Raw genomic sequence first — 18182 nt, 5'->3', positions numbered from 1 at the left:
TGCGTTACGCTCGGTGACGCACACCAACGGGAGCTCACCGCAGTGAGCTGAGAGGACGTCTTCGATCGGGCGTCGACCGTACGAACCTGTCCGGGTAATGCCGGCGTAGGGAAGAGGAGTCCCGCATGTCTGTATCCGCACCCGTCTCCACCGTCACCGTCGGCCCGATCGAGGGCTCGGAGAAGCAGTACCGCACCCTTCCGGGCGCCGACGGTGCCGCCGATCTGCACGTGCCCTTCCGGCGCATCGCGCTCACCAACGGCGATCACCACGACGTCTACGACACCTCCGGCCCGTACACGCAGTACACCGCCGAGGACCAGCTGCACGACCTCGCCGAGGGGCTGCCGAAGACCCGCGACGGCTGGAACAAGCCGGCGCCGGTGGACGGGGCGAGCACCCAACTCGCTTGGGCACGTGCGGGAATCATCACCGACGAGATGCGCTTCGTCGCGGCCCGCGAGGGTTTCGATCCCGAGCGCGTCCGCGAGGAGGTGGCCGCCGGGCGAGCGGTGATCCCCGCGAACCGCAAGCACCCCGAGCTGGAACCGGCGATCATCGGCAAGGCCTTCGCGGTGAAGATCAACGCGAACATCGGCAATTCGGCCGTGACCAGCTCGATCGCCGAAGAGGTGGAGAAGATGGTCTGGGCCACCCGATGGGGCGGCGACACCATCATGGACCTGAGCACCGGCAAGGACATTCACGAGACCCGCGAGTGGATCATGCGCAACGCACCGGTCCCCGTCGGCACGGTGCCGATCTACCAGGCGCTGGAGAAGGTCAAGGGCGATCCGACGAAGCTGACCTGGGAGATCTTCCGGGACACCGTGATCGAACAGTGCGAACAGGGCGTCGACTACATGACCGTGCATGCGGGCGTGCTACTGCGGTACGTCCCACTGGCGGCGAACCGGGTCACCGGCATCGTCAGCCGCGGCGGCTCGATCATGGCCGCGTGGTGCCTCGCGCACCACGAGGAGTCCTTCCTCTACACGCACTTCCGTGAGCTCTGCGAGATCCTCCGCGAGTACGACGTGACCTTCTCCCTCGGCGACGGCCTGCGCCCGGGCTCGATCGCGGACGCCAACGACGAGGCGCAGTTCGCGGAGCTCCGCACGCTGGGCGAGCTGACGAAGATCGCGAAGTCCTATGGCGTGCAGGTGATGATCGAGGGTCCGGGTCACGTGCCGATGCACAAGATCGTGGAGAACGTGCGGCTCGAGGAGGAGTTGTGCGAGGAGGCGCCGTTCTACACGCTCGGCCCGCTCGCCACCGACATCGCGCCCGCGTACGACCACATCACCTCCGCGATCGGCGCGGCGATCATCGCGCAGGCGGGCACCGCCATGCTCTGCTACGTGACGCCGAAGGAGCACCTCGGCCTGCCCAACCGCGACGACGTGAAGACCGGCGTGATCACCTACAAGATCGCCGCGCACGCCGCGGACCTCGCCAAGGGCCACCCCGGCGCGCAGTCCCGCGACGACGAGTTGTCGAAGGCGCGCTTCGAGTTCCGCTGGGTCGACCAGTTCAACCTCTCCCTGGATCCGGACACCGCGCGGGAGTTCCACGACGAGACCCTGCCGGCGGAACCCGCCAAGACGGCGCACTTCTGCTCGATGTGCGGGCCGAAGTTCTGCTCGATGCGGATCAGCGCGGATGTGCGCGCCTACGCGGAGGAGCACAACCTGGTGACCCAGGAGGACATCGACGCCAAGCTCGCCGCCGACATGGCGGCGAAGTCGCAGGAGTTCGCCGACGCCGGTGGCCGCGTGTACATCCCGCTCGAGACCACGCGCGCGTGAGCGATCCCCGTCGGGTCGCGGTCGAGACGACGAGGGTGACCGTCGGCGCACCGTCGCGCCTGCCGACCGCCCCGCGGGGCACCGCGCCCCGCCGCGTGCTGACCATCGCCGGCTCCGATTCCGGTGGCGGGGCGGGAATCCAGGCGGACATGCGGACCTTCGCCGTGCTCGGCCTGCACGCCTGCGTGGCGATCACGGCGGTCACGGTCCAGAACAGCGTGGGCGTGCAGGACTTCCGCGGCGTCGATCCGGAGATCGTCGCGGGCCAGATCCGCTCCGTCGCGGGCGATATCGGCGTCGAGGCGGCGAAGACGGGGATGCTGGCCTCCACGGAGATCATCGAGGCGGTGGCGGCGGCCGCCGACGCGGAGGGCATCGGCCGGGGCCGCGCGACGCCGCTCGTCGTCGACCCCGTCGCCGCGTCGATGCACGGCGATCCCCTGCTCGCGACGGAGGCACTGGACGCGCTGCGCTCGGTGCTGCTCCCGCGTGCCACCCTGGTCACCCCGAACCTCGACGAGGTCCGGCTGATCACCGGCATCGAGGTGGTGGACACCGCCACCCAGCGGGCGGCCGCGGAGGTCCTGCTGGCTCTGGGCGCGCAGTGGGCCCTGGTCAAGGGCGGCCACCTCCGCGAGCACCCGGAGAGCCCGGACCTGCTGACCGACGGCGCCGAGTCCGTCGAGTTCACCGCGCTCCGCGTCCCGACGGGCCACGATCACGGCGCAGGGGACACCCTGGCCGCGGCGACCACGGCAGCGCTCGCCCACGGCGCGACGGTGCCGGCCGCCGTGGAGTTCGGCAAGGCCTGGGTGACCGAAGGGCTGCGCTGGGCCTATCCGCTCGGCGCCGGCCACGGCCCCGTCAACCCCCTGTGGGCGGTGGCCCGGGAGGGCTGACGGGGCCCGGCTCACACGTCCGACGGGCGGAAGGGCTCACGCACCAGGCGCATCCCGGCCTCGTCGGGCGTGCGATCGGCCTTGCCGTGGTTGCACTGCGTGCAGCACGCGACGAGGTTCGCCCACGTGTTGCCGCCGCCGCGCGAGCGTGGGAAGACGTGGTCGATCGTGGTCGCCCGCTCGCCGCAGCCCGCGTACTGGCACACGAAGCCGTCGCGGCGCAGGATCTCCGATCGGCTCGCGTGGTCGGCCGTTCGCCGGTAGGGCACCGCCGCGTAGCGCACGAGCAGCATCGACTTGGGCACCTCGATCCGAGTGCTGGGCGAGCGGAGCACGCGCGGCGGGTCGTGCGGCTCGAGGGCGAAGGCGACCTCGCGCAGCATCATTCCCACGGCGTCCTGCCAGTGCACCGCGTCGAGCGGGCTGTAGTCCGCGTTGAAGACCCGCACCGGTGGTGCGGCAACGAACGTGCTCATGCCCCACCTCCTTTCCGGTCGTCCGCGTGCGGCGAGCACGTCGACGATAGGAGCGCACGGTTGCGTCCGCAACGGCTTTTCGGCGCGTACGCCGAGCCGATCCCGGCCGTCCCGGCGGTATCCTCACCGCATGCGGTTCCTCCCCCTGCCCGACACCGGCGAGACGCCCGTCCGGGTGATGACGATCGCCGGCTCCGATTCGGGCGGGGCCGCCGGGCTCCAGTCGGACCTGCGCACCTTCGCACTGGCGGGAGTGCACGGCACCAGTGCCGTCACGGCGGTCACCGTGCAGAACAGCCTCGGCGTCACCGGCTTCCACCCGATTCCGCCGGAGACGGTCGCCGGGCAGATCCGCGCGGTCGTGGAGGACATCGGGATCGGCGCCGCCAAGACCGGCATGCTGGCGACGGCCGGGATCATCGACGCCATCGCCGATACTGCGGAGGACCTGGGTATCGGGACGCGCATCCCCTTCCTCGTCGACCCGGTCTGTGCATCACAGCACGGCGATCCCCTGCTCACTCCCGAAGCCCTCGACACCCTGCTGCGGCGCCTCTTCCCGCTCGCCCACCTGGTGACGCCCAACCTCGACGAGGTGCGGCTCATCACCGGGATCGACGTCGTCGACGAGGCCTCGCAGCGCGACGCCGCCCGCGCCCTGCACGCCCTCGGGCCGCGCTGGGCGCTGGTCAAGGGGGGTCATCTGCGGACCGCCGCCACCAGTACGGACGTCCTCTACGACGGTGCCGGATTCCTCGAGTTCGAGGCGCCACGGCTGGACACCCGGCACGACCACGGCGCCGGCGACACGCTGGGGGCGGCCACGGTCTGCGCCCTCGCCCACGGTTTCGACGTGCCGGAAGCGGTGGCCTTCGGCAAGGAGTGGGTCACCCGGTCGCTGGCGGCGGCCTATCCCGTCGGCGCCGGCCATGGTCCGGTCAATGCGTCGTGGCGGTTGCGCGAGCTCCCCTGAGCCCTCCCCATCGGTTCATCGCCGCCACCACCAGCGGTAGCGCGAGCACCACGATGATCAGCCGGAGGCTCTGGACCGTCGCGATCAGCGCCATGTCGGCGTCGGCGTTGCCGGTCGCGCTCGCGACGACGGCGTTGATACCGCCGGGCGTGGTGGCGAGGTAGGCGTCCGCCAGCGGTACCCCCGTCATCCACGCCGCCGCCCCGGCGAGCACCGCGACGACACCGCAGAGGACGACGATGGCGCCGGCGATCGCGGGCAGCAGGTGCGCGAGGCGCCGCAGCAGCCGACGGTCGAACATGAGGCCCACCTCGAGGCCCACCACGATCAGCAGCAGTTCCTTGAAGGCGCCCTGCGGCGCGAATCCGCGGGTGAGTTCCGCGCCGCCGATCACGGCGGCGAGGAGCATCGGTCCGATCAGTCCGCCCCCGGGTAGGCGCAGCCTGCGGCCGAGCCACATGCCGGCCATCGCGAAGACGAACGCGGTGGACAGGCCCGCCACCTGATCACCGCGTCCCACGATCTGCAGGTCGAGCAGCCAGGACCGTGAAGACGTGGTCGCACCGCCCGCCAGGCCGACCAGGACGAAGGGCGCGGTGAGGCTCACGAGCAGCACGCGCGAGTACTGCATGACGCCGACGACGTCCTTGCGCGCGCCGAGTTCGTCGCAGAGGGTGACGACCGCCGAGGATCCTCCGGCCATGAGGCCGAGGGTCGCCGTGCGCTGATCGAGCCCGGACGCCCACCGGCTCAGCCCCCAGGCGGCCACGACGGACAACGCGATGGTCAGCACCGAGATCGCGAGGAAGGGCGCCAGCACCGGTCCCACGGACCTCATCGCCTCCAGGTTCAGGTAACCGCCGAGCATGACGCCGATGAAGGCCTGCGTCCACCGACTGACCTCGGTCGGGACGGCGACCTCGCGTCCGATCGCGATCCGCAGTACCGCTCCCAGCAGAAGCGCCGCGAGCAGCGCGGGAGCCGGAACCCCGAGCCGTCCCATCCCCTCGGCGAGCAGCCACGCACCGACCAGGACCGCGAAGTACCGCAGTCCGCGGCGCGCGAGGATCCGCCGGACCGGACCCGGCGCGGGTGGGCGCACGGCGGGGTCCGGGAGGGTCGGCGGGGCGGCGCTCGGGGCGGTCACCCCTTGTGTGTAGCACTGCGAACGAACACCTGGCCAGAGTGCGCGACGAACGTTCACGCGATGCTTACATTCGCGCTGTGAGCTGGGCCGATCTGTTCTACGAGTGAGTCACGCGTCACGTCGCGCGACGAGCGCCACGGCCCCTGCCCACAGCGCTCCGATCACCACGACGAGGTAGACGAACGAGACGGACGCACTCCACGGGAAGGACCCGCCGTCGAACAGGACACCCATGAAGTTCTGGAGATTCGACAGCGGCAGATACGGCCCGGCATCCCGCGTCTGCGGGATGGAGGTGATGACGTTGTCGACCACGAAGAGGTAGCCGAGGAGCAGCGTGATCGCGCCGGCGCCGTTACGCAGCGCGCATCCGACGGCCACCCCCAGCACCGCCGCGAAAGCGGTGCCGATCGGGAAGGCGAGGAACGAGCCGATCCCCGACCGGAGGACCTCCGCCGGCGAACCGTCCACGATCACGCCGAACAGCAGCACGGCGACGATCATCGTGACCGCGTAGGCCACCGCGCACACGACAGCGACCACGAGCGTCTTCGCCAGCAGCGCGATCCACCTGTTCGGGAGAGCGAGGAACGTGGTCCGCAGGGTGTTGTACCGGATCTCCGTGGTCACCGACAGGACGCCGATCACGGCGGCGAAGGTGATGCCGATGCCCGGCAGTCCGCCGAACCCGGACAGTGGGGCGAGCGCGACCACGCCGATCTCCTCGACGTTCTCCCCGATGTTGCGGATCACCAGCGCCACGATCACGGTGATCGCCAGCGCGGCGGCGGACGAACCGATCAGCAGCCACTTGGTGGCGCGCACGGTCGCGATCTTGACGAGCTCGGCTCGAATCGCACGCACGATCATCCGATGCCTCCCGTTCCCCGGTACTCGACGGCACCGCCGGTCATCCGCATGAAGACCTGCTCGAGCGAGCTGGTCTGTGGGGCCAGCTCGGCCAGCGGCAACCCCTCCGCCGCGGCGATCTCGCCGACCGCATCGCTGGTGGCTCCGCGCACCGTGAGGACGGTGCGTCCGCCCCCGCCGGGCGCCGCCTCGGCCGCGGCGTCCACGGCCAGACCGCGGGACGTGAGGGCCTGCGCGAGCTCGCGGTCCCGTGGGCTGCGCACCCGGACGGTGTGTTCCGAGTTCTGGGCGATGAAGTCGGCCATCGTTCCGTTCCACACCAGGTGCCCGCGGCCCACGATCACCACATCGTCCGCGGTGAGCGCCATCTCGGCGAGGAGGTGACTGGAGACGAAGACGGTGCGGCCTTGCGCGGCCAGGGATTTCATGAAAGTGCGCACCCAGACGATGCCCTCGGGATCGAGACCGTTGACCGGCTCGTCGAAGAGCAGCACGCCCGGATCCCCCAGCAGCGCACCGGCGATGCCGAGTCGCTGTGACATGCCCAGGGAGAAGCCGCCCGCCTTCTTCCGGGCGGCGTCGGTGAGGCCGACCGCCGCGAGGCACTCGTCGGCACGACCGACGGGGATCCCGCTCGCCGCCGCCAGCCAACGCAGGTGATCGCGCGCGGTGCGATTGGGGTGCACCCACTTCGCGTCGAGCAGCGCGCCGACGCGTGTCAGCGGACGGTCGATGGCGCGGTACTCGCTGCCGCCGATCGTGGCGCGCCCGGCGGTGGGGCGGTCCAGCCCGAGGATGCACCGCATCGTCGTGGACTTCCCCGCGCCGTTCGGTCCGAGGAACCCGGTGACGCGACCGGGCCGTACCGCGAAGGACAGGTCGTTCACCGCCTGCACGGCCCCGTAGGTCTTGGTCAAACCCGCGACTTCGATCATGGATTCACGCTAGCAATTCTCCGGCCGCGCCGCCGTGACGCGCCGCAATGGTCCGCCTCATCGAGACCCGTGCGCGCACACTTCGGAATGCTGCCCGCCGGGCCCACCGACCCCTCGATTGTGGTTCGCGTCACACAGACGAATCGGTCATGCGATGATGAATCACCCCCGATGACCGCCCGGAGTGACCGATGACCGCGAACACGCTCGACGTCGACGTCACGCGGGGCGCGCTGCGGGCCATTCGTACGCGTACAGAACTTCCGGTCGCGTTCGTCGGGCTGGTCGACGACGATCGCGTCGTCCTGAGCGGGGGCGTCGGCCTGCGCACCCCCGCCCTGAACGGCCTGCCCGTCGCCCGCGGCGCCGGCCTCGGCGGCCACGTCCTGCGCACCGGACGCCCCACCGCTGTCGCCGATTACGGCACCGCGGGCATCACGCAGCACTACCACGCGCACGTGCAGGCGGAGGGCCTGCGCTCGATGGTCGCGGTGCCGCTGTCCATGAACGGCGTCGTCCGCGCGGTCTTCTACGCGGCGGACCGGCGGCAGTCCACCTTCGGCGACACCGTGCTCGGGGCGGTCGCACACACCGTCCGCGACCTGGCCTACGAGCTGCGCGTGCGCGCCGAGGTGGAGCGGCGCATGCAGTTCGCGGAGGCCGCGGCGGCGGAACGTTCCGCGCTCGGCGGCGCCGACCGGGAACTGCTGCGCGAGGTCTTCTCCGAGCTCCGCGCGCTCACCGGGGAGATCACCGACGGTGCCGTCCGCTCCCGCCTCGAGTCGGCCTGCGACCGCATCACCGGACTCGGCCGTCCGGCCGACGACCAGCCGTCACCGCTCGAGCGCCCCCTCACGACTCGGGAGTTGGACGCGCTCGCACACGTGGCGCTCGGCTGCACCAATGCCGAGGTGGCACAGCGTCTGTCACTGAGTCCCGAGACGGTCAAGGCCTACCTGCGCAGTGCCGGCCAGAAGCTCGGGACACGCACCCGGTTCGAGGCCGTCACCCGCGCGCGGAGCCTCGACCTCCTGCCGTAGCGGGGCGCACCGTCGAACCCCCTTACCCCCTTTCGGGGGTACCCGTCGTGTGACGGCGATCACTACCGTTCGGGGCGTCCACCGACCCCGAGGAGCACTCGTGAGCGCACCCGCACTCCCCACCGTCCCGAAGACCCGGCTGCGCCGGGTCGCGATGGCCAGCTCGATCGGCACCACGATCGAGTTCTACGACTTCTTCATCTACGGCACCGCCGCCGCCCTGGTGTTCCCCACCATCTTCTTCGCGAACATGAGCTCCGGCGTCGCGACGCTGGCCTCGTTCGCGACCTTCGCGGTCGCCTTCTTCGCGCGGCCCGTCGGCGCGATCCTGTTCGGCCACTTCGGCGATCGGATCGGTCGCAAGCGAACACTGGTCTGGACGCTGCTGATCATGGGTGCGGCGACGGTGATGATCGGCCTGCTGCCCGGCAGCGAGACCGGCGTCTTCGGACTGTTCCCGAACGGTATCGGCACGCTCGCCCCGGTACTACTGGTGGTGATGCGGTTCCTGCAGGGCTTCGCCGTGGGCGGTGAGTGGGCCGGTGCCACGCTGCTCACCGCCGAGTACGCCCCGAAGGGCAAGCGCGGGCTGTACGCGATGTTCCCGCAGCTGGGCCCGTCGTTCGCGTTCTTCCTCTCCAGCGCCACCTTCCTGCTGTTCACGCTGACGGCCGGCGACACGAAGAACGCCGAGAGCGCCTTCATGACCATCGGCTGGCGCATCCCGTTCCTGATGTCCGCACTCCTGGTGCTCGTCGGCCTGTGGGTGCGCCTGTCGGTCGAGGAGACGCCCGTCTTCACCGCGGTCCGCAAGCGCGCGATGAGCGAGATCAACCGCACCAGGCTGCCCTTCCTGGACGCGATCCGGTTCCAGTGGAAGGAGATCCTGATCGCCGCCGGAGCGCTGGCGTCACTGTTCTCCCTGTTCTACATGGGCACCGCGTTCCTCACGAACTACGCGACCAAGAACCTGGGCTTCCCGCGCACCACCGTGCTGGCGATGGGCATGGCCGGTGCCGTCTTCTTCGGGCTCGCGATCGCCGCATCGGCGGTCTACTCCGACCGGATCGGACGCCGCACGGTGATCATGACCTCCTGCGCACTCGCCGTGGTGTGGTCGCTGGTGCTGTTCCCGATCCTGGACACCAAGAGCCTGCCGATGTACGCCGTCGGCCTGATCGGCACGCTCATCATCTTCGGCATCGCCTACGGCCCGGCGGGCGCCGCGCTGCCCGAGATGTTCCACGAGCGCTACCGCTACACCGGCGCGGGCCTGGGCTACAACCTCGCCGGCATCCTCGGCGGCGCCATCCCGCCGCTGATCGCCGCGAAGTGGGTCGCCGACGGCCACCAGCTGTGGGTCGGCTTCCTGTTGGCCGGGCTGTCGGCCGTGAGTGTCCTCTGCTGCTACCTGATGGTGGAGACGAAGGACCACGACATCGTCGAGGCCGCGGCGATCGACCGCGACGACGCGCAGCCCGGCGAGGACCTCGCCGCCGTCTGACCGATCAGTCCGTACGGGCCCCGCCGAGAAGCAGATTCGTGATCACGCGAGCGCTCTCGGCGGGGCTCGTCACGTCCACGTCGTTGACCATCGCGGCGACGGTGCCCAGCATGTAGCTCAGCCAGAACTCGGCGATGTCACCGGGCGCGAGCCGCTCGTGGAGCAGGCCCGCCGCGCGCGCCCGATCCAGGATCGCGGCGAACCGTCCGGCGGCCTCGCGGTACAGGCCCAAGTAGGTGTCGAAGGCGTCGACGTCGACCCCCGGCACCTCCAGCGCCAGGAACCGGAACTCGTCGAGCCGGTCAGCGATATCGAGGAGCACGACGACGTTCACGTCGTGGACCGCGGCCTGGAGCGCCTCGACCGTGACGGAGTCGGGCAGCGCGGCCACGGCCGCATCCAGCCGGTCCAGCGTGAGCGTCCGGTTCCGCTCGACGAGCACAGAGAGCATGTGCCGCTTGCTGTCGAAGTAGTTGTAGAAGGTGCCGTGGCTGACGCCCGCCCGTTCGGTGATCTCGCGGACGCCCACGGCGGCGTACCCCTTCTCGACGAACTCGGCGATCGCCGCGTCGAGGAGCTCCGCGGAGCGGCCGGTCGACGTCGCGCCCGGTTCGGCAGCGGAGCGGGGCGCCTCGTCCTGCGGTGCCGATGACGGCAGGGCGGCGCGGGCCTCGTCGGACAACATGCCGCTCGCCGACATCCGCACGGCGGCACGGACATAGGTGTGCCGACGGTCCGCGTCCGCCCCGTCGGTGAGCGACATGACCAGGCCCGGCACGCCGAGCGCGGGCAGGAGCCGGCCGAGATGCACCGTCTCCGTCTCCGGATGCTCGGTGCGGGTGACGATCCATCCGCGCTCCCGCGCATGGCCCAGCGCACGCCCCATCATCGAGTCGAAGGTCTGATACAGACCCTGGATCCGGTAGCGGAGCTCCTCGTCGACGGTGCCCGACTGGACCATGACCACCTTGAGGATGTCGGGCCGCGAGTCCACGAGGTCGAAGAGCCTGGCGCCCACGCCCTCCACCATCTCCTCGGCGGCCTGCAGGTCACCGGCCGCGGCCGTCTCGACGACCACGTCCGGCGCGATCGCGGTCATCAGCTCGTCGACGCACCGGTCGAAGACGAGGTCCAGGAGTTCACGCTTGCCCTCGACGTAGCGGTACAGCGTGCCCTGCCCCATGCCCGCGCGCTTGGCGATGTCCGCCACGGAGGCCTGCTCGTAGCCCTGCTCGGCGAAGACGGTGAACGCGGCGTCCGTCAGCTCCTCGCGCCTGCGTTCGGCGAGCCCGACGGAGGGCGGGCGACCGCGGCGCGGCCTGTGGCCGTCCGCGACGCCCGACTCCATAACCGACATGGTTGAAGATTCTATCGCGCGCCCGAGTCCCACTCCGCTCGCCACTCTGCAATCTCAACGCCCATCGCGGTCGCGGGACCTCCCAGGCCCAGGACCTCGCACGCGATCGCGCGCCACGGTCCCGTCGCCCTCAGCTCGCCGAGCAGCGCTACCGTCGAGATGTCGGTGCGCCGCCCCAGTGCATGCTCGGCCTGGAGCATCTGGCCCTCGAACTTGTCGTAGAAGCCGCCCGCGGGGAGGGTCGCCGCGATCACCGCGCGCCGCGCCGTCGCGGGGGTCACCTCGACCGCGCCGTCCCGGAGGTGCCAGCCGACGACGCTGTCGATGTACTCGGCGAGGTCGTCGGCGTTCATCAGGTCCGGGCGGCCGATGAATCCCGCCTGCACGGCGAGCTCGTGCACGCGCGCGGACTCGCCCCGCAGCAGCGCGGAGAACAGTTCCTGCTCGAAGGCGTGCTCCTCGTCGGTCAGGTGCACCGTCATGCCGAAGTCGACGAAGCCGGCACGGCCGTCGGGCAGGATCAGCACGTTGCCGGGGTGGGGATCCGCGCAGAACCGGCCCGTCCGGTACATCTCGCCGCAGTAGAAGCGGTAGACGGCCTCGCCGATCCGGTCCCGTGCGGCCCGGTCCAGTTCGGCGGCCGCGGCGAAGGGGCGGCCCTCGAGGAACTCCGTCACGAGCACCCGGCCGGTGCACAGGTCGTCGACGGGCTGCGGTACGACGATGCCCGGATGCCCGGCGAAGAGATCGGCGAAGTAGCGGTGGTGTTCGAGCTCGGCGCCGAAGTCCAGTTCGGCGAGCACCTGGCGGACGATCTCCTCGGAGAGCGCGGAGGCGTTCGAGGCCGGGATGTACTTGCCCAGCACCTTCATCAGCAGCCGCATGTTCTTCAGGTCGGCCCGGACCATCGCGTCGACCTTGGGGTACTGGATCTTCACCGCCACCGAGCGGCCGTCGTCGAGCACGCCCCGGTAGACCTGGCCAATCGACGCCGCCGCGATCGGGCCCTCGAGCGAGACGATGCGGCTCCGTCGGGCACCCAGTTCCTGGTCCAGCAGCTTCATCATCGCCGCATCGGTCCACCGCGGCGCCGCCTGGAACAGCGGCTGCAGACGCTGCGCGAAGGCCTCCCGCGACGCCCCGCTGGTGATCCCGATGTCGATGACCGCCATCAACTGGCCGAGTTTCATCGCCGCGCCGCGCATACCCCCGAGCACCGTCACCAGATCATCGGCGAGGGCGAGCAGTGCGGCGTCCCGGGCGTCCCGGGCGGCCTGGTCGTCGCGGAACCGGGCCGCGGCGCGCGCTCCCGCGGTGCGGGCGACGTGCCGGACGGCCACGCCGCCGATCTGCGCACTGCGGCGGATCCGTCCCGACGGTGCCGCCGACTCCCGGCCGGACAACCGCTCGGCGTCAGGTCCGGTCACGGGATACCGCCGATCCGGCCATCCGCCCGTCCATCGGCGACGACGGAACGGCCCAGCGGCGCTGCGGGATCCGCCCCGCGCCGCGAGCCAGACGGCCCGCGTCCACCGCTAACCGCATGGCCGTGGCCATCGCCGCGGGATCCGCTGCGCGGGTGACCGCGGACGCGAGCAGTACCGCGTCGCAGCCCAGCTCCATCGCCAGCGCCGCATCGCTCGCCGTCCCGATCCCCGCGTCGAGAATCACCGGCACCTCGCTCCCGGCCACGATCATCTCGATGTTGTGCGGGTTGAGGATTCCCAGTCCGGTGCCGATGGGCGAGCCGGCGGGCATGACGGCCGCACAGCCCACATCGGCGAGACGCCGCGCCAGGATCGGATCGTCGTTGGTGTAAGGCAGCACGGTGAATCCGTCGGCCACCAGCTCCTCGGCGGCCTCCACCAGCGCGACCGCGTCGGGCAGCAGGGTCTTCTCGTCGCCGATCACCTCGAGCTTGATCCAGTCGGTGTGCAGGGCCTCGCGTGCGAGCCGCGCGGTGAGCACCGCCTCCGCGGCGCCGAGGCAGCCGGCGGTGTTCGGCAGCGGCATGATGCCCAGTTCGCGGATCGTCTCGAGCACGCCGCCACCTTCGGCGAGGCTGGTGCGCCGCAGTGAGACGGTGGTCAGTTCGGTGCCCGAGGCGACCAGCGCGGCCCGCAGATGCTCGAGGTTCGTGCTGCCGCCGGTTCCCGTGATGAGGCGCGAGCCGAACGTGCGGCCCGCGATGACCAGGGGGTCCGCGGGCCGGTCAGCCACCCTGGACCGCCGTCAGCACCTCGACGTCCGCGTAGGCCGGGAGCGCCTCGTCCCATCGCGACCGCGGATGCACCGCGCCGTTCACCGCGATCGCGACGCCCTTGTCGGGCAGCCCGAGCTGCTCGAGCAGCGACTGCGCGGACGTCCCGTCGAGCACCTGCCGGTCGTCACCGTTCACCGTCAGTTCCATGCCTGCACCTCCTGCCGAAGAACCATATCCGCCGCCCTGCGGCCAGTCACCGGAGCGAGCAGCAGCCCGTTGCGCCCGTGCCCCGTCGCCCCGAAGAGGCGGCCACCGAGGTGCGCGATCACCGGGGCGTTGCCCGTCGTCGTGGGCCGTAGCCCCGCGTTCACCTCGATCAACTCGTATTCGCGGAGGAAGGGCAACACGGTGAATGCGTCGTCGAGCAGCTCCACCACGGGGCCGATCCGCACCGCGACGTCACGGTCGTTCTCGTACTGTGTCGCGCCCACCACGACGCCGTCGGCGCGGGGCACCACGTAGACCTGCCGGCCGCGGACCCGCGCCCGCACGGTCACCGTCGGCGGGGGCAGGCAGGTGGGGCCGCGCCGCAGCCGCACCACCTCCCCCTTCACCGGACGGATTCCCAGTTCCGGCGCCAGCGTTGCGGAATCGGCTCCGGCGCAAAGGATCACCGCGTCACCGGTCAGATCATCCAGGTCGGTGGCGTGCACCGTCTCCTCGCGGAAGCTCACGCCCGCGGCCCGGCACGCGGCGAGGAGCGCGCCGTGCACGAGCCGGTTGTCCACCGCGATCTCCTGCGGCGCGTGCGCCGCCGCCCGGATCCGCGGCGCGGCACCGGGAACGGAGCGCAGCGCGGCGGACGGGCGGAGCGGGCCGAACAGGGCCGGATCGGCGACGGCCGCGGCGACGGTCTCCAGCTCGGCCGCATCGCCGTCGTCCACGGCGAGGTGGACGGCCCCCCGGGCGGTGATCAGCGGACCGTCGGCGAAGGCCTGCAACTCGCGCGCGAATCCCTCCCACAGGCCCAGGGATTCGACGCCGAGCCGATACAGCTCGTCCTCCCCCGGCCAGGCCTCGGAGTACGGCGCGATCATGCCGCCGGCCACCCAGGAGGCGCCCGACCCGGGCCGCGGGTCGACGACGGTGACGGTGCTTCCGCGCCGCGCCACCGTCCACGCCACGGCGAGGCCGACGGTGCCTCCGCCCACGACGGTCACACTCTTCACGCTCGAGAAATCCTTCCTTCGCCGGCATTACCCGGATCAGGTCTGACGGTCAGGGGCGCGACGTGCCCCACTCTCAGCCCCGCGGCGGGAGCTCCCGTGTGTACGTGACCCAGCCTACTCCGCCGGGCCTACGCTGGGGCCATGATCTCCCCGCGCGAACGGCTCACCTCCGCCTCCCTGTACCTGTGCACCGACGCCCGCCGCGAGCGCGGCGACCTCGCCGAGTTCGTCGCGGCGGCGCTGCGCGGCGGCGTCGACATCGTGCAGTTGCGTGACAAGGGCTCAGCGGGTGAGCGGGAGCTCGGGGCGCTCGAGGCCGCGCAGGAGATCGAGATCGTCGCGCAGCTGCGGGAGATCGCGCACGAGCACGGCGCGCTCGTCGCCGTGAACGACCGTGCCGACATCGCGTACGCCGCGCGCGCCGACGTGCTGCACCTCGGGCAGGACGACCTGCCGGTGACCGTGGCCAGGGAGATCGTCGGGCCGGACGTGGTGATCGGCCGGTCCACGCACGACGGTGCTCAAGCCCGCACCGCCGCCGCGGAACAGGGCGTCGACTACTTCTGCACCGGCCCGTGCTGGCCCACTCCCACGAAGCCCGGCCGCACCGCTCCGGGCCTTCCGCTGGTCCGGGAGACCGCCGCGGCTGCACCGGAGCGGAAGTGGTTCGCGATCGGCGGCATCGACCTGGACCGCGTGCCCGATGTGACCGCCGCCGGCGCGGACGCGATCGTCGTGGTCCGCGCGATCACCGCCGCCGACGATCCCGAAGCCGCCGCCCGCGCCCTCAAGGCCGCCCTCGGCTAGTCCGAGGCGAGGGCGCGGACCTGGACCTGCAGCTCCGGCCAGGCGCTCGCGAAGGCGGGGTGCAGCTTGCGATCGGCGACCGATCCCAACGCGACCCATTCCAGCGCGGTGGACTCCTCGTTGGGCACCAGCTCGCGCGGCTCGACGAGACGGGCGAGCACCGTCGTATAGGTCCAGCCGACCTGCGAGCGGGCGGTGACCACCTCCGACAGGACCTCGAGCGAGGTGGGCGGCAGGCCGGTCTCCTCGAAGGCCTCGCGGAGCGCGGCGTCGGCCGCGGACTCGTGCGAATCCCGCGCCCCGCCGGGCAGCGCCCACGTCCCGCCCTGGTGGCTCCACCACGCCCGGTGCTGCAGTAACACCCGGCTCTCGTCCTGCGACAGAGCCAACAGGCCCGCCGCACCGAATCGGCCCCAGAACCGGGACCCGTCCGGGTCGCGGACCCAGCCGTTCCCGTCACCCAACATGGCACCCACCGTAGCCGACGAAAGTCCATTCGGGGCGGGCACAATGCGCGTCACCGCGTCGATCGGCGGGGGTCGCGCGATAGGGTCGACGGAGCATGTCCGTAGTGGCCCGACCCCGGCCGAAGGGTGCGACACAGGGAAGGAGCAGACGGTGACAGCCCAGGCGTCGAAGAATCGACAGCTGTCGTCACTGCGCCTGAGATCCTTCCCCGAGTCCTCGGTCTTCGCGGAGCTACGGGAGTTCTTCACCTCCAGTCCCGGCAAGCTCGTCTCGATGGCGCTCGTGCTCATCACGATGTGCCTCTTCGCCGGGTGGTTCACCTCGGCGACGCAGCTCTCCCGGACCGAAGTGCTGCAGCAGAACCTCGCCGACTACGAGCCGCGCGCGCACGCCGCGCAGGTGCTCTACAGCTCCCTCTCCGCTGCCAACGAGTCCGCCAACGCCGTCTTTGTCGCGGGTGGCCTCCCCTCGGACGAGATCCAGAACAGCTACAGCATGGCCCTCGCGACCGCCGGCAAGGCGCTGATCACCTCCGCCACGAGCCTCCCGTCCGACGACGGGCGGGCCCACGACAATCTCGACACGATCGCGATGAACCTGCCCGTGTACACCGGGCTGGTGGAGACCGCGCGCACGAACAACCGGCTCGACAACTCCGTGGCCGCCGCCTATCTCGCCACCGCGTCCACCCTGATGCAGGACACCCTGCTTCCGGCCGCGGAAAGCTTCTACCGCGAGGAGACGGAGAACCTGCGGCGCACGCACGATCAGTTCGCCGCGCCCCCGTGGGCGATCTACGGCGTCGTCGGGATCGCACTGGTCTCGCTCCTGCTCACCCATCAGTACCTCGCGCGGCGCACGCAACGACGGGTGAACCGCGGGCTGGTGGTCGCGGCGGCGGCATTGACCATCGCGCTGAGCTGGGTGGTCGTCGCCGGCCTCGCCTCGTCGACGTACTCGCTGCGCGCCGAGCAGCGCGGCACCGCCGCCGTCGACACCCTCTCCCAGGCCCGCACGCTGACGCAGAAGGCCCGCTCGATGGAGACGATGGGACTGGTGCAGCGCGGCGCCGGTCGCGGCGTCCCCGCATCGGCCTTCGCCGAGACCCTGCAGCGCGCGGAGAACGATCTGAAGTCCGTGGGCGACTCCGATCCTCAGATCGCGGCCGCGGTCGAGGCGGCGCGGGCCGACGCTCAGCGCTGGGTCACCGCGCACCAGCAGATCGCCGCGCGCGAGGCGACGGGCGACTACCTGGGCGCGACCCGCCTCGCGATCGGCGCGGATCCGGGCTCGGCGGCCGTCGCCTACCGCTCCCTCGACGGCCACCTCACCGCGGCGATCGACCGCGCCCGCACCAACTACCGGGACAACGTGAACACGGCCCGTTTCGCGATCGCCTACTCCGGCCCCGGCGCGTTCATCCTCTGCGTGCTCGCGGCGGTCGGCGTCGCCGCGGGCTTCTACCCCCGGGTCAGGGAGTACCGATGATGCGCCGCACCCTCAGTGGAATCGCCCTCGCACTGACCGTCGCGCTGACGACGACCGGCTGCGTCGTGTCGGCGCCGGAGGCCCCCGGCGACGCGGTCACCTCCGTCGCGCAGCCGATCCCGGGGGCCGGTGCCGTCGTGCCCACGGATGCGCCGATCCCGCCCGAGGTGTCGATGTGCACGGCGACGCCCTCCCCGTCGGGACTCCCCGCACCGGGCCAGATGGTTCCCGGTACGACGATGGCCGACATCCAGGACCGCGGCCGGCTCGTGGTGGGCATCGACATCGGCTCCAACCTGCTCTCCTTCCGCGATCCGATCACGGGCGAGATCAAGGGCTTCGACGCGGACATCGCGCATCAGATCGCCGCCGCGATCTTCGGCGATCCGAACCGCATCCACTTCCGGATCCTGTCGACCGCCGAGCGGCAGAAGGCCCTCGAAGACGGCACGGTGGACGTGGTGGTCAAGACCATGTCGGCCACGTGCGACCGGGCGAAGTCCGTCGCCTTCTCCGCCACCTACTTCATCGCGCAGCAGCGCATCCTCGCGCCGCGCGGCGCACCGATCAACACCGTCGGAGACCTCTCCAGCCGCCGGGTGTGCGAGGTGCGCGGCACGACGTCGCTCGACCGGGTGCGCCGACTGGTTCCCAGCGCCACGGTCATGGCGGTGGACTCCTGGTCGGACTGCCTGGTGATGCTGCAGCAGTCGCAGGTCGACGCGGTCTCCACCGACGACGCGATCCTCGCCGGGCTCGAGGAACAGGATCCCAACCTCACCATCACCGGGCCCTCGATGGGGCTCGAGTACTACGCCGTCGGCGTCGGGAAGAACCGGACCGATCTGGTGCGTTTCATCAATGGAGTGCTTCTCCGGATGGCCTTCGACGGGACCTGGATGCGCCTGTACAACCAGTGGTTCGCCCCGTCGCTCGGCCAGGTCTGGTCGGCGCCCGCGGCGAGGTACGAGGGGTGAT

General features: G+C 71.1%; 18 protein-coding genes and 2 riboswitches. Of the genes, 8 read left to right on the top strand and 10 right to left on the bottom strand.

Features of this window, described 5'->3' with window-relative positions; all coding sequences use genetic code 11:
- Positions 1-16 precede the first annotated feature (16 nt).
- Positions 17-129: riboswitch (TPP riboswitch) on the top strand.
- On the top strand, positions 126-1808 hold the full coding sequence (thiC, locus tag FK268_RS12015) for a phosphomethylpyrimidine synthase ThiC (protein ID WP_146434243.1): 1683 nt from the start codon (positions 126-128) through the stop codon (positions 1806-1808). (Overlaps the previous riboswitch by 4 nt.)
- 35 nt (positions 1809-1843) lie before the next feature.
- The gene (gene thiD / locus FK268_RS12010) at positions 1844-2707 is read left to right on the top strand and encodes a bifunctional hydroxymethylpyrimidine kinase/phosphomethylpyrimidine kinase (RefSeq protein ID WP_146434574.1); all 864 of its coding nucleotides are present in this window, start codon (positions 1844-1846) and stop codon (positions 2705-2707) included.
- 11 nt (positions 2708-2718) lie between these two features.
- On the opposite strand, the gene FK268_RS12005 is transcribed toward thiD (FK268_RS12010), so the two are convergent.
- Positions 2719-3183, bottom strand: a complete 465-nt coding sequence (locus FK268_RS12005) for an HNH endonuclease (RefSeq protein WP_146434241.1) — start codon at positions 3181-3183, stop codon at positions 2719-2721.
- Between the two features lie 130 nt (positions 3184-3313).
- On the opposite strand from FK268_RS12005, the gene thiD (FK268_RS12000) reads away from it, so the two are divergent.
- Positions 3314-4156 carry a bifunctional hydroxymethylpyrimidine kinase/phosphomethylpyrimidine kinase gene (gene thiD, locus FK268_RS12000; protein WP_146434239.1) on the top strand — a complete coding sequence of 281 codons (843 nt, stop codon included), beginning with the start codon at positions 3314-3316 and terminating at the stop codon, positions 4154-4156.
- On the opposite strand, the gene FK268_RS11995 is transcribed toward thiD (FK268_RS12000), so the two are convergent.
- From FK268_RS11995 to FK268_RS11985, 3 genes are all read right to left on the bottom strand, one after another.
- Positions 4122-5303 (bottom strand): AbrB family transcriptional regulator, encoded by a 1182-nt coding sequence (locus FK268_RS11995; RefSeq protein ID WP_231707045.1) that lies wholly within the window; start codon positions 5301-5303, stop codon positions 4122-4124. The genes thiD (FK268_RS12000) and FK268_RS11995 overlap by 35 nt on opposite strands.
- Before the next feature lie 108 nt (positions 5304-5411).
- Positions 5412-6167 carry a hypothetical protein gene (locus FK268_RS11990; RefSeq protein WP_146434237.1) on the bottom strand — a complete coding sequence of 252 codons (756 nt, stop codon included), beginning with the start codon at positions 6165-6167 and terminating at the stop codon, positions 5412-5414.
- A gap of 2 nt (positions 6168-6169) precedes the next feature.
- Entirely contained in the window at positions 6170-7108 is a 939-nt protein-coding gene (locus FK268_RS11985) for an ABC transporter ATP-binding protein (protein ID WP_146434235.1), read from the bottom strand.
- Positions 7109-7299: 191 nt separating this feature from the next.
- On the opposite strand from FK268_RS11985, the gene FK268_RS11980 reads away from it, so the two are divergent.
- Complete coding sequence (locus FK268_RS11980) at positions 7300-8148, top strand: LuxR C-terminal-related transcriptional regulator (protein ID WP_146434233.1); 849 nt, start codon at positions 7300-7302, stop codon at positions 8146-8148.
- Between the two features lie 58 nt (positions 8149-8206).
- Complete coding sequence (locus FK268_RS11975) at positions 8207-9652, top strand: MFS transporter (RefSeq protein WP_438695986.1); 1446 nt, start codon at positions 8207-8209, stop codon at positions 9650-9652.
- Between the two features lie 4 nt (positions 9653-9656).
- Here the strand turns inward: FK268_RS11975 and FK268_RS11970 are convergent, their stop codons facing one another.
- From FK268_RS11970 to thiO, 5 genes are all read right to left on the bottom strand, one after another.
- On the bottom strand, positions 9657-11009 hold the full coding sequence (locus FK268_RS11970; RefSeq protein WP_146434231.1) for a TetR/AcrR family transcriptional regulator: 1353 nt from the start codon (positions 11007-11009) through the stop codon (positions 9657-9659).
- An 11-nt stretch (positions 11010-11020) separates the two neighbouring features.
- Positions 11021-12436, bottom strand: a complete 1416-nt coding sequence (locus FK268_RS11965; RefSeq protein ID WP_231707044.1) for an ABC1 kinase family protein — start codon at positions 12434-12436, stop codon at positions 11021-11023.
- Positions 12423-13229, bottom strand: coding sequence for a thiazole synthase (locus FK268_RS11960; RefSeq protein WP_146434229.1), 807 nt, complete (start codon positions 13227-13229; stop codon positions 12423-12425). Before FK268_RS11960 ends, FK268_RS11965 begins: the two co-directional genes overlap by 14 nt.
- A complete protein-coding gene (gene thiS, locus FK268_RS11955; RefSeq protein WP_146434227.1) occupies positions 13222-13419 on the bottom strand; it encodes a sulfur carrier protein ThiS in 198 nt (65 codons plus the stop codon). The genes FK268_RS11960 and thiS overlap by 8 nt, the downstream gene beginning before the upstream one ends.
- Positions 13410-14441, bottom strand: coding sequence for a glycine oxidase ThiO (gene thiO, locus FK268_RS11950; RefSeq protein WP_146434225.1), 1032 nt, complete (start codon positions 14439-14441; stop codon positions 13410-13412). The genes thiS and thiO overlap by 10 nt, the downstream gene beginning before the upstream one ends.
- Positions 14438-14549, bottom strand: a riboswitch (TPP riboswitch). (Overlaps the previous gene by 4 nt.)
- 33 nt (positions 14550-14582) lie before the next feature.
- Here thiO and thiE point away from each other — a divergent pair.
- Positions 14583-15248 carry a thiamine phosphate synthase gene (thiE, locus tag FK268_RS11945; protein WP_146434223.1) on the top strand — a complete coding sequence of 222 codons (666 nt, stop codon included), beginning with the start codon at positions 14583-14585 and terminating at the stop codon, positions 15246-15248.
- Here the strand turns inward: thiE and FK268_RS11940 are convergent.
- On the bottom strand, positions 15245-15715 hold the full coding sequence (locus FK268_RS11940; RefSeq protein ID WP_146434221.1) for an NUDIX hydrolase: 471 nt from the start codon (positions 15713-15715) through the stop codon (positions 15245-15247). The genes thiE and FK268_RS11940 overlap by 4 nt on opposite strands.
- A gap of 151 nt (positions 15716-15866) precedes the next feature.
- Here FK268_RS11940 and FK268_RS11935 point away from each other — a divergent pair, with 151 nt between their 5' ends.
- Positions 15867-17204 (top strand): GlnX family signal transduction membrane protein, encoded by a 1338-nt coding sequence (locus FK268_RS11935; RefSeq protein WP_146434220.1) that lies wholly within the window; start codon positions 15867-15869, stop codon positions 17202-17204.
- Positions 17201-18181, top strand: coding sequence for a glutamate ABC transporter substrate-binding protein (locus FK268_RS11930; RefSeq protein WP_146434218.1), 981 nt, complete (start codon positions 17201-17203; stop codon positions 18179-18181). Before FK268_RS11935 ends, FK268_RS11930 begins: the two co-directional genes overlap by 4 nt.
- The last annotated feature ends 1 nt before the right edge of the window (position 18182 follow it).

It is taken from the genome of Tsukamurella sputi (genome assembly GCF_007858445.1).
Taxonomy (GTDB): Bacteria; Actinomycetota; Actinomycetes; order Mycobacteriales; family Mycobacteriaceae; genus Tsukamurella; species Tsukamurella sputi.
This window is presented reverse-complemented; position numbering and strand designations above follow the sequence as displayed.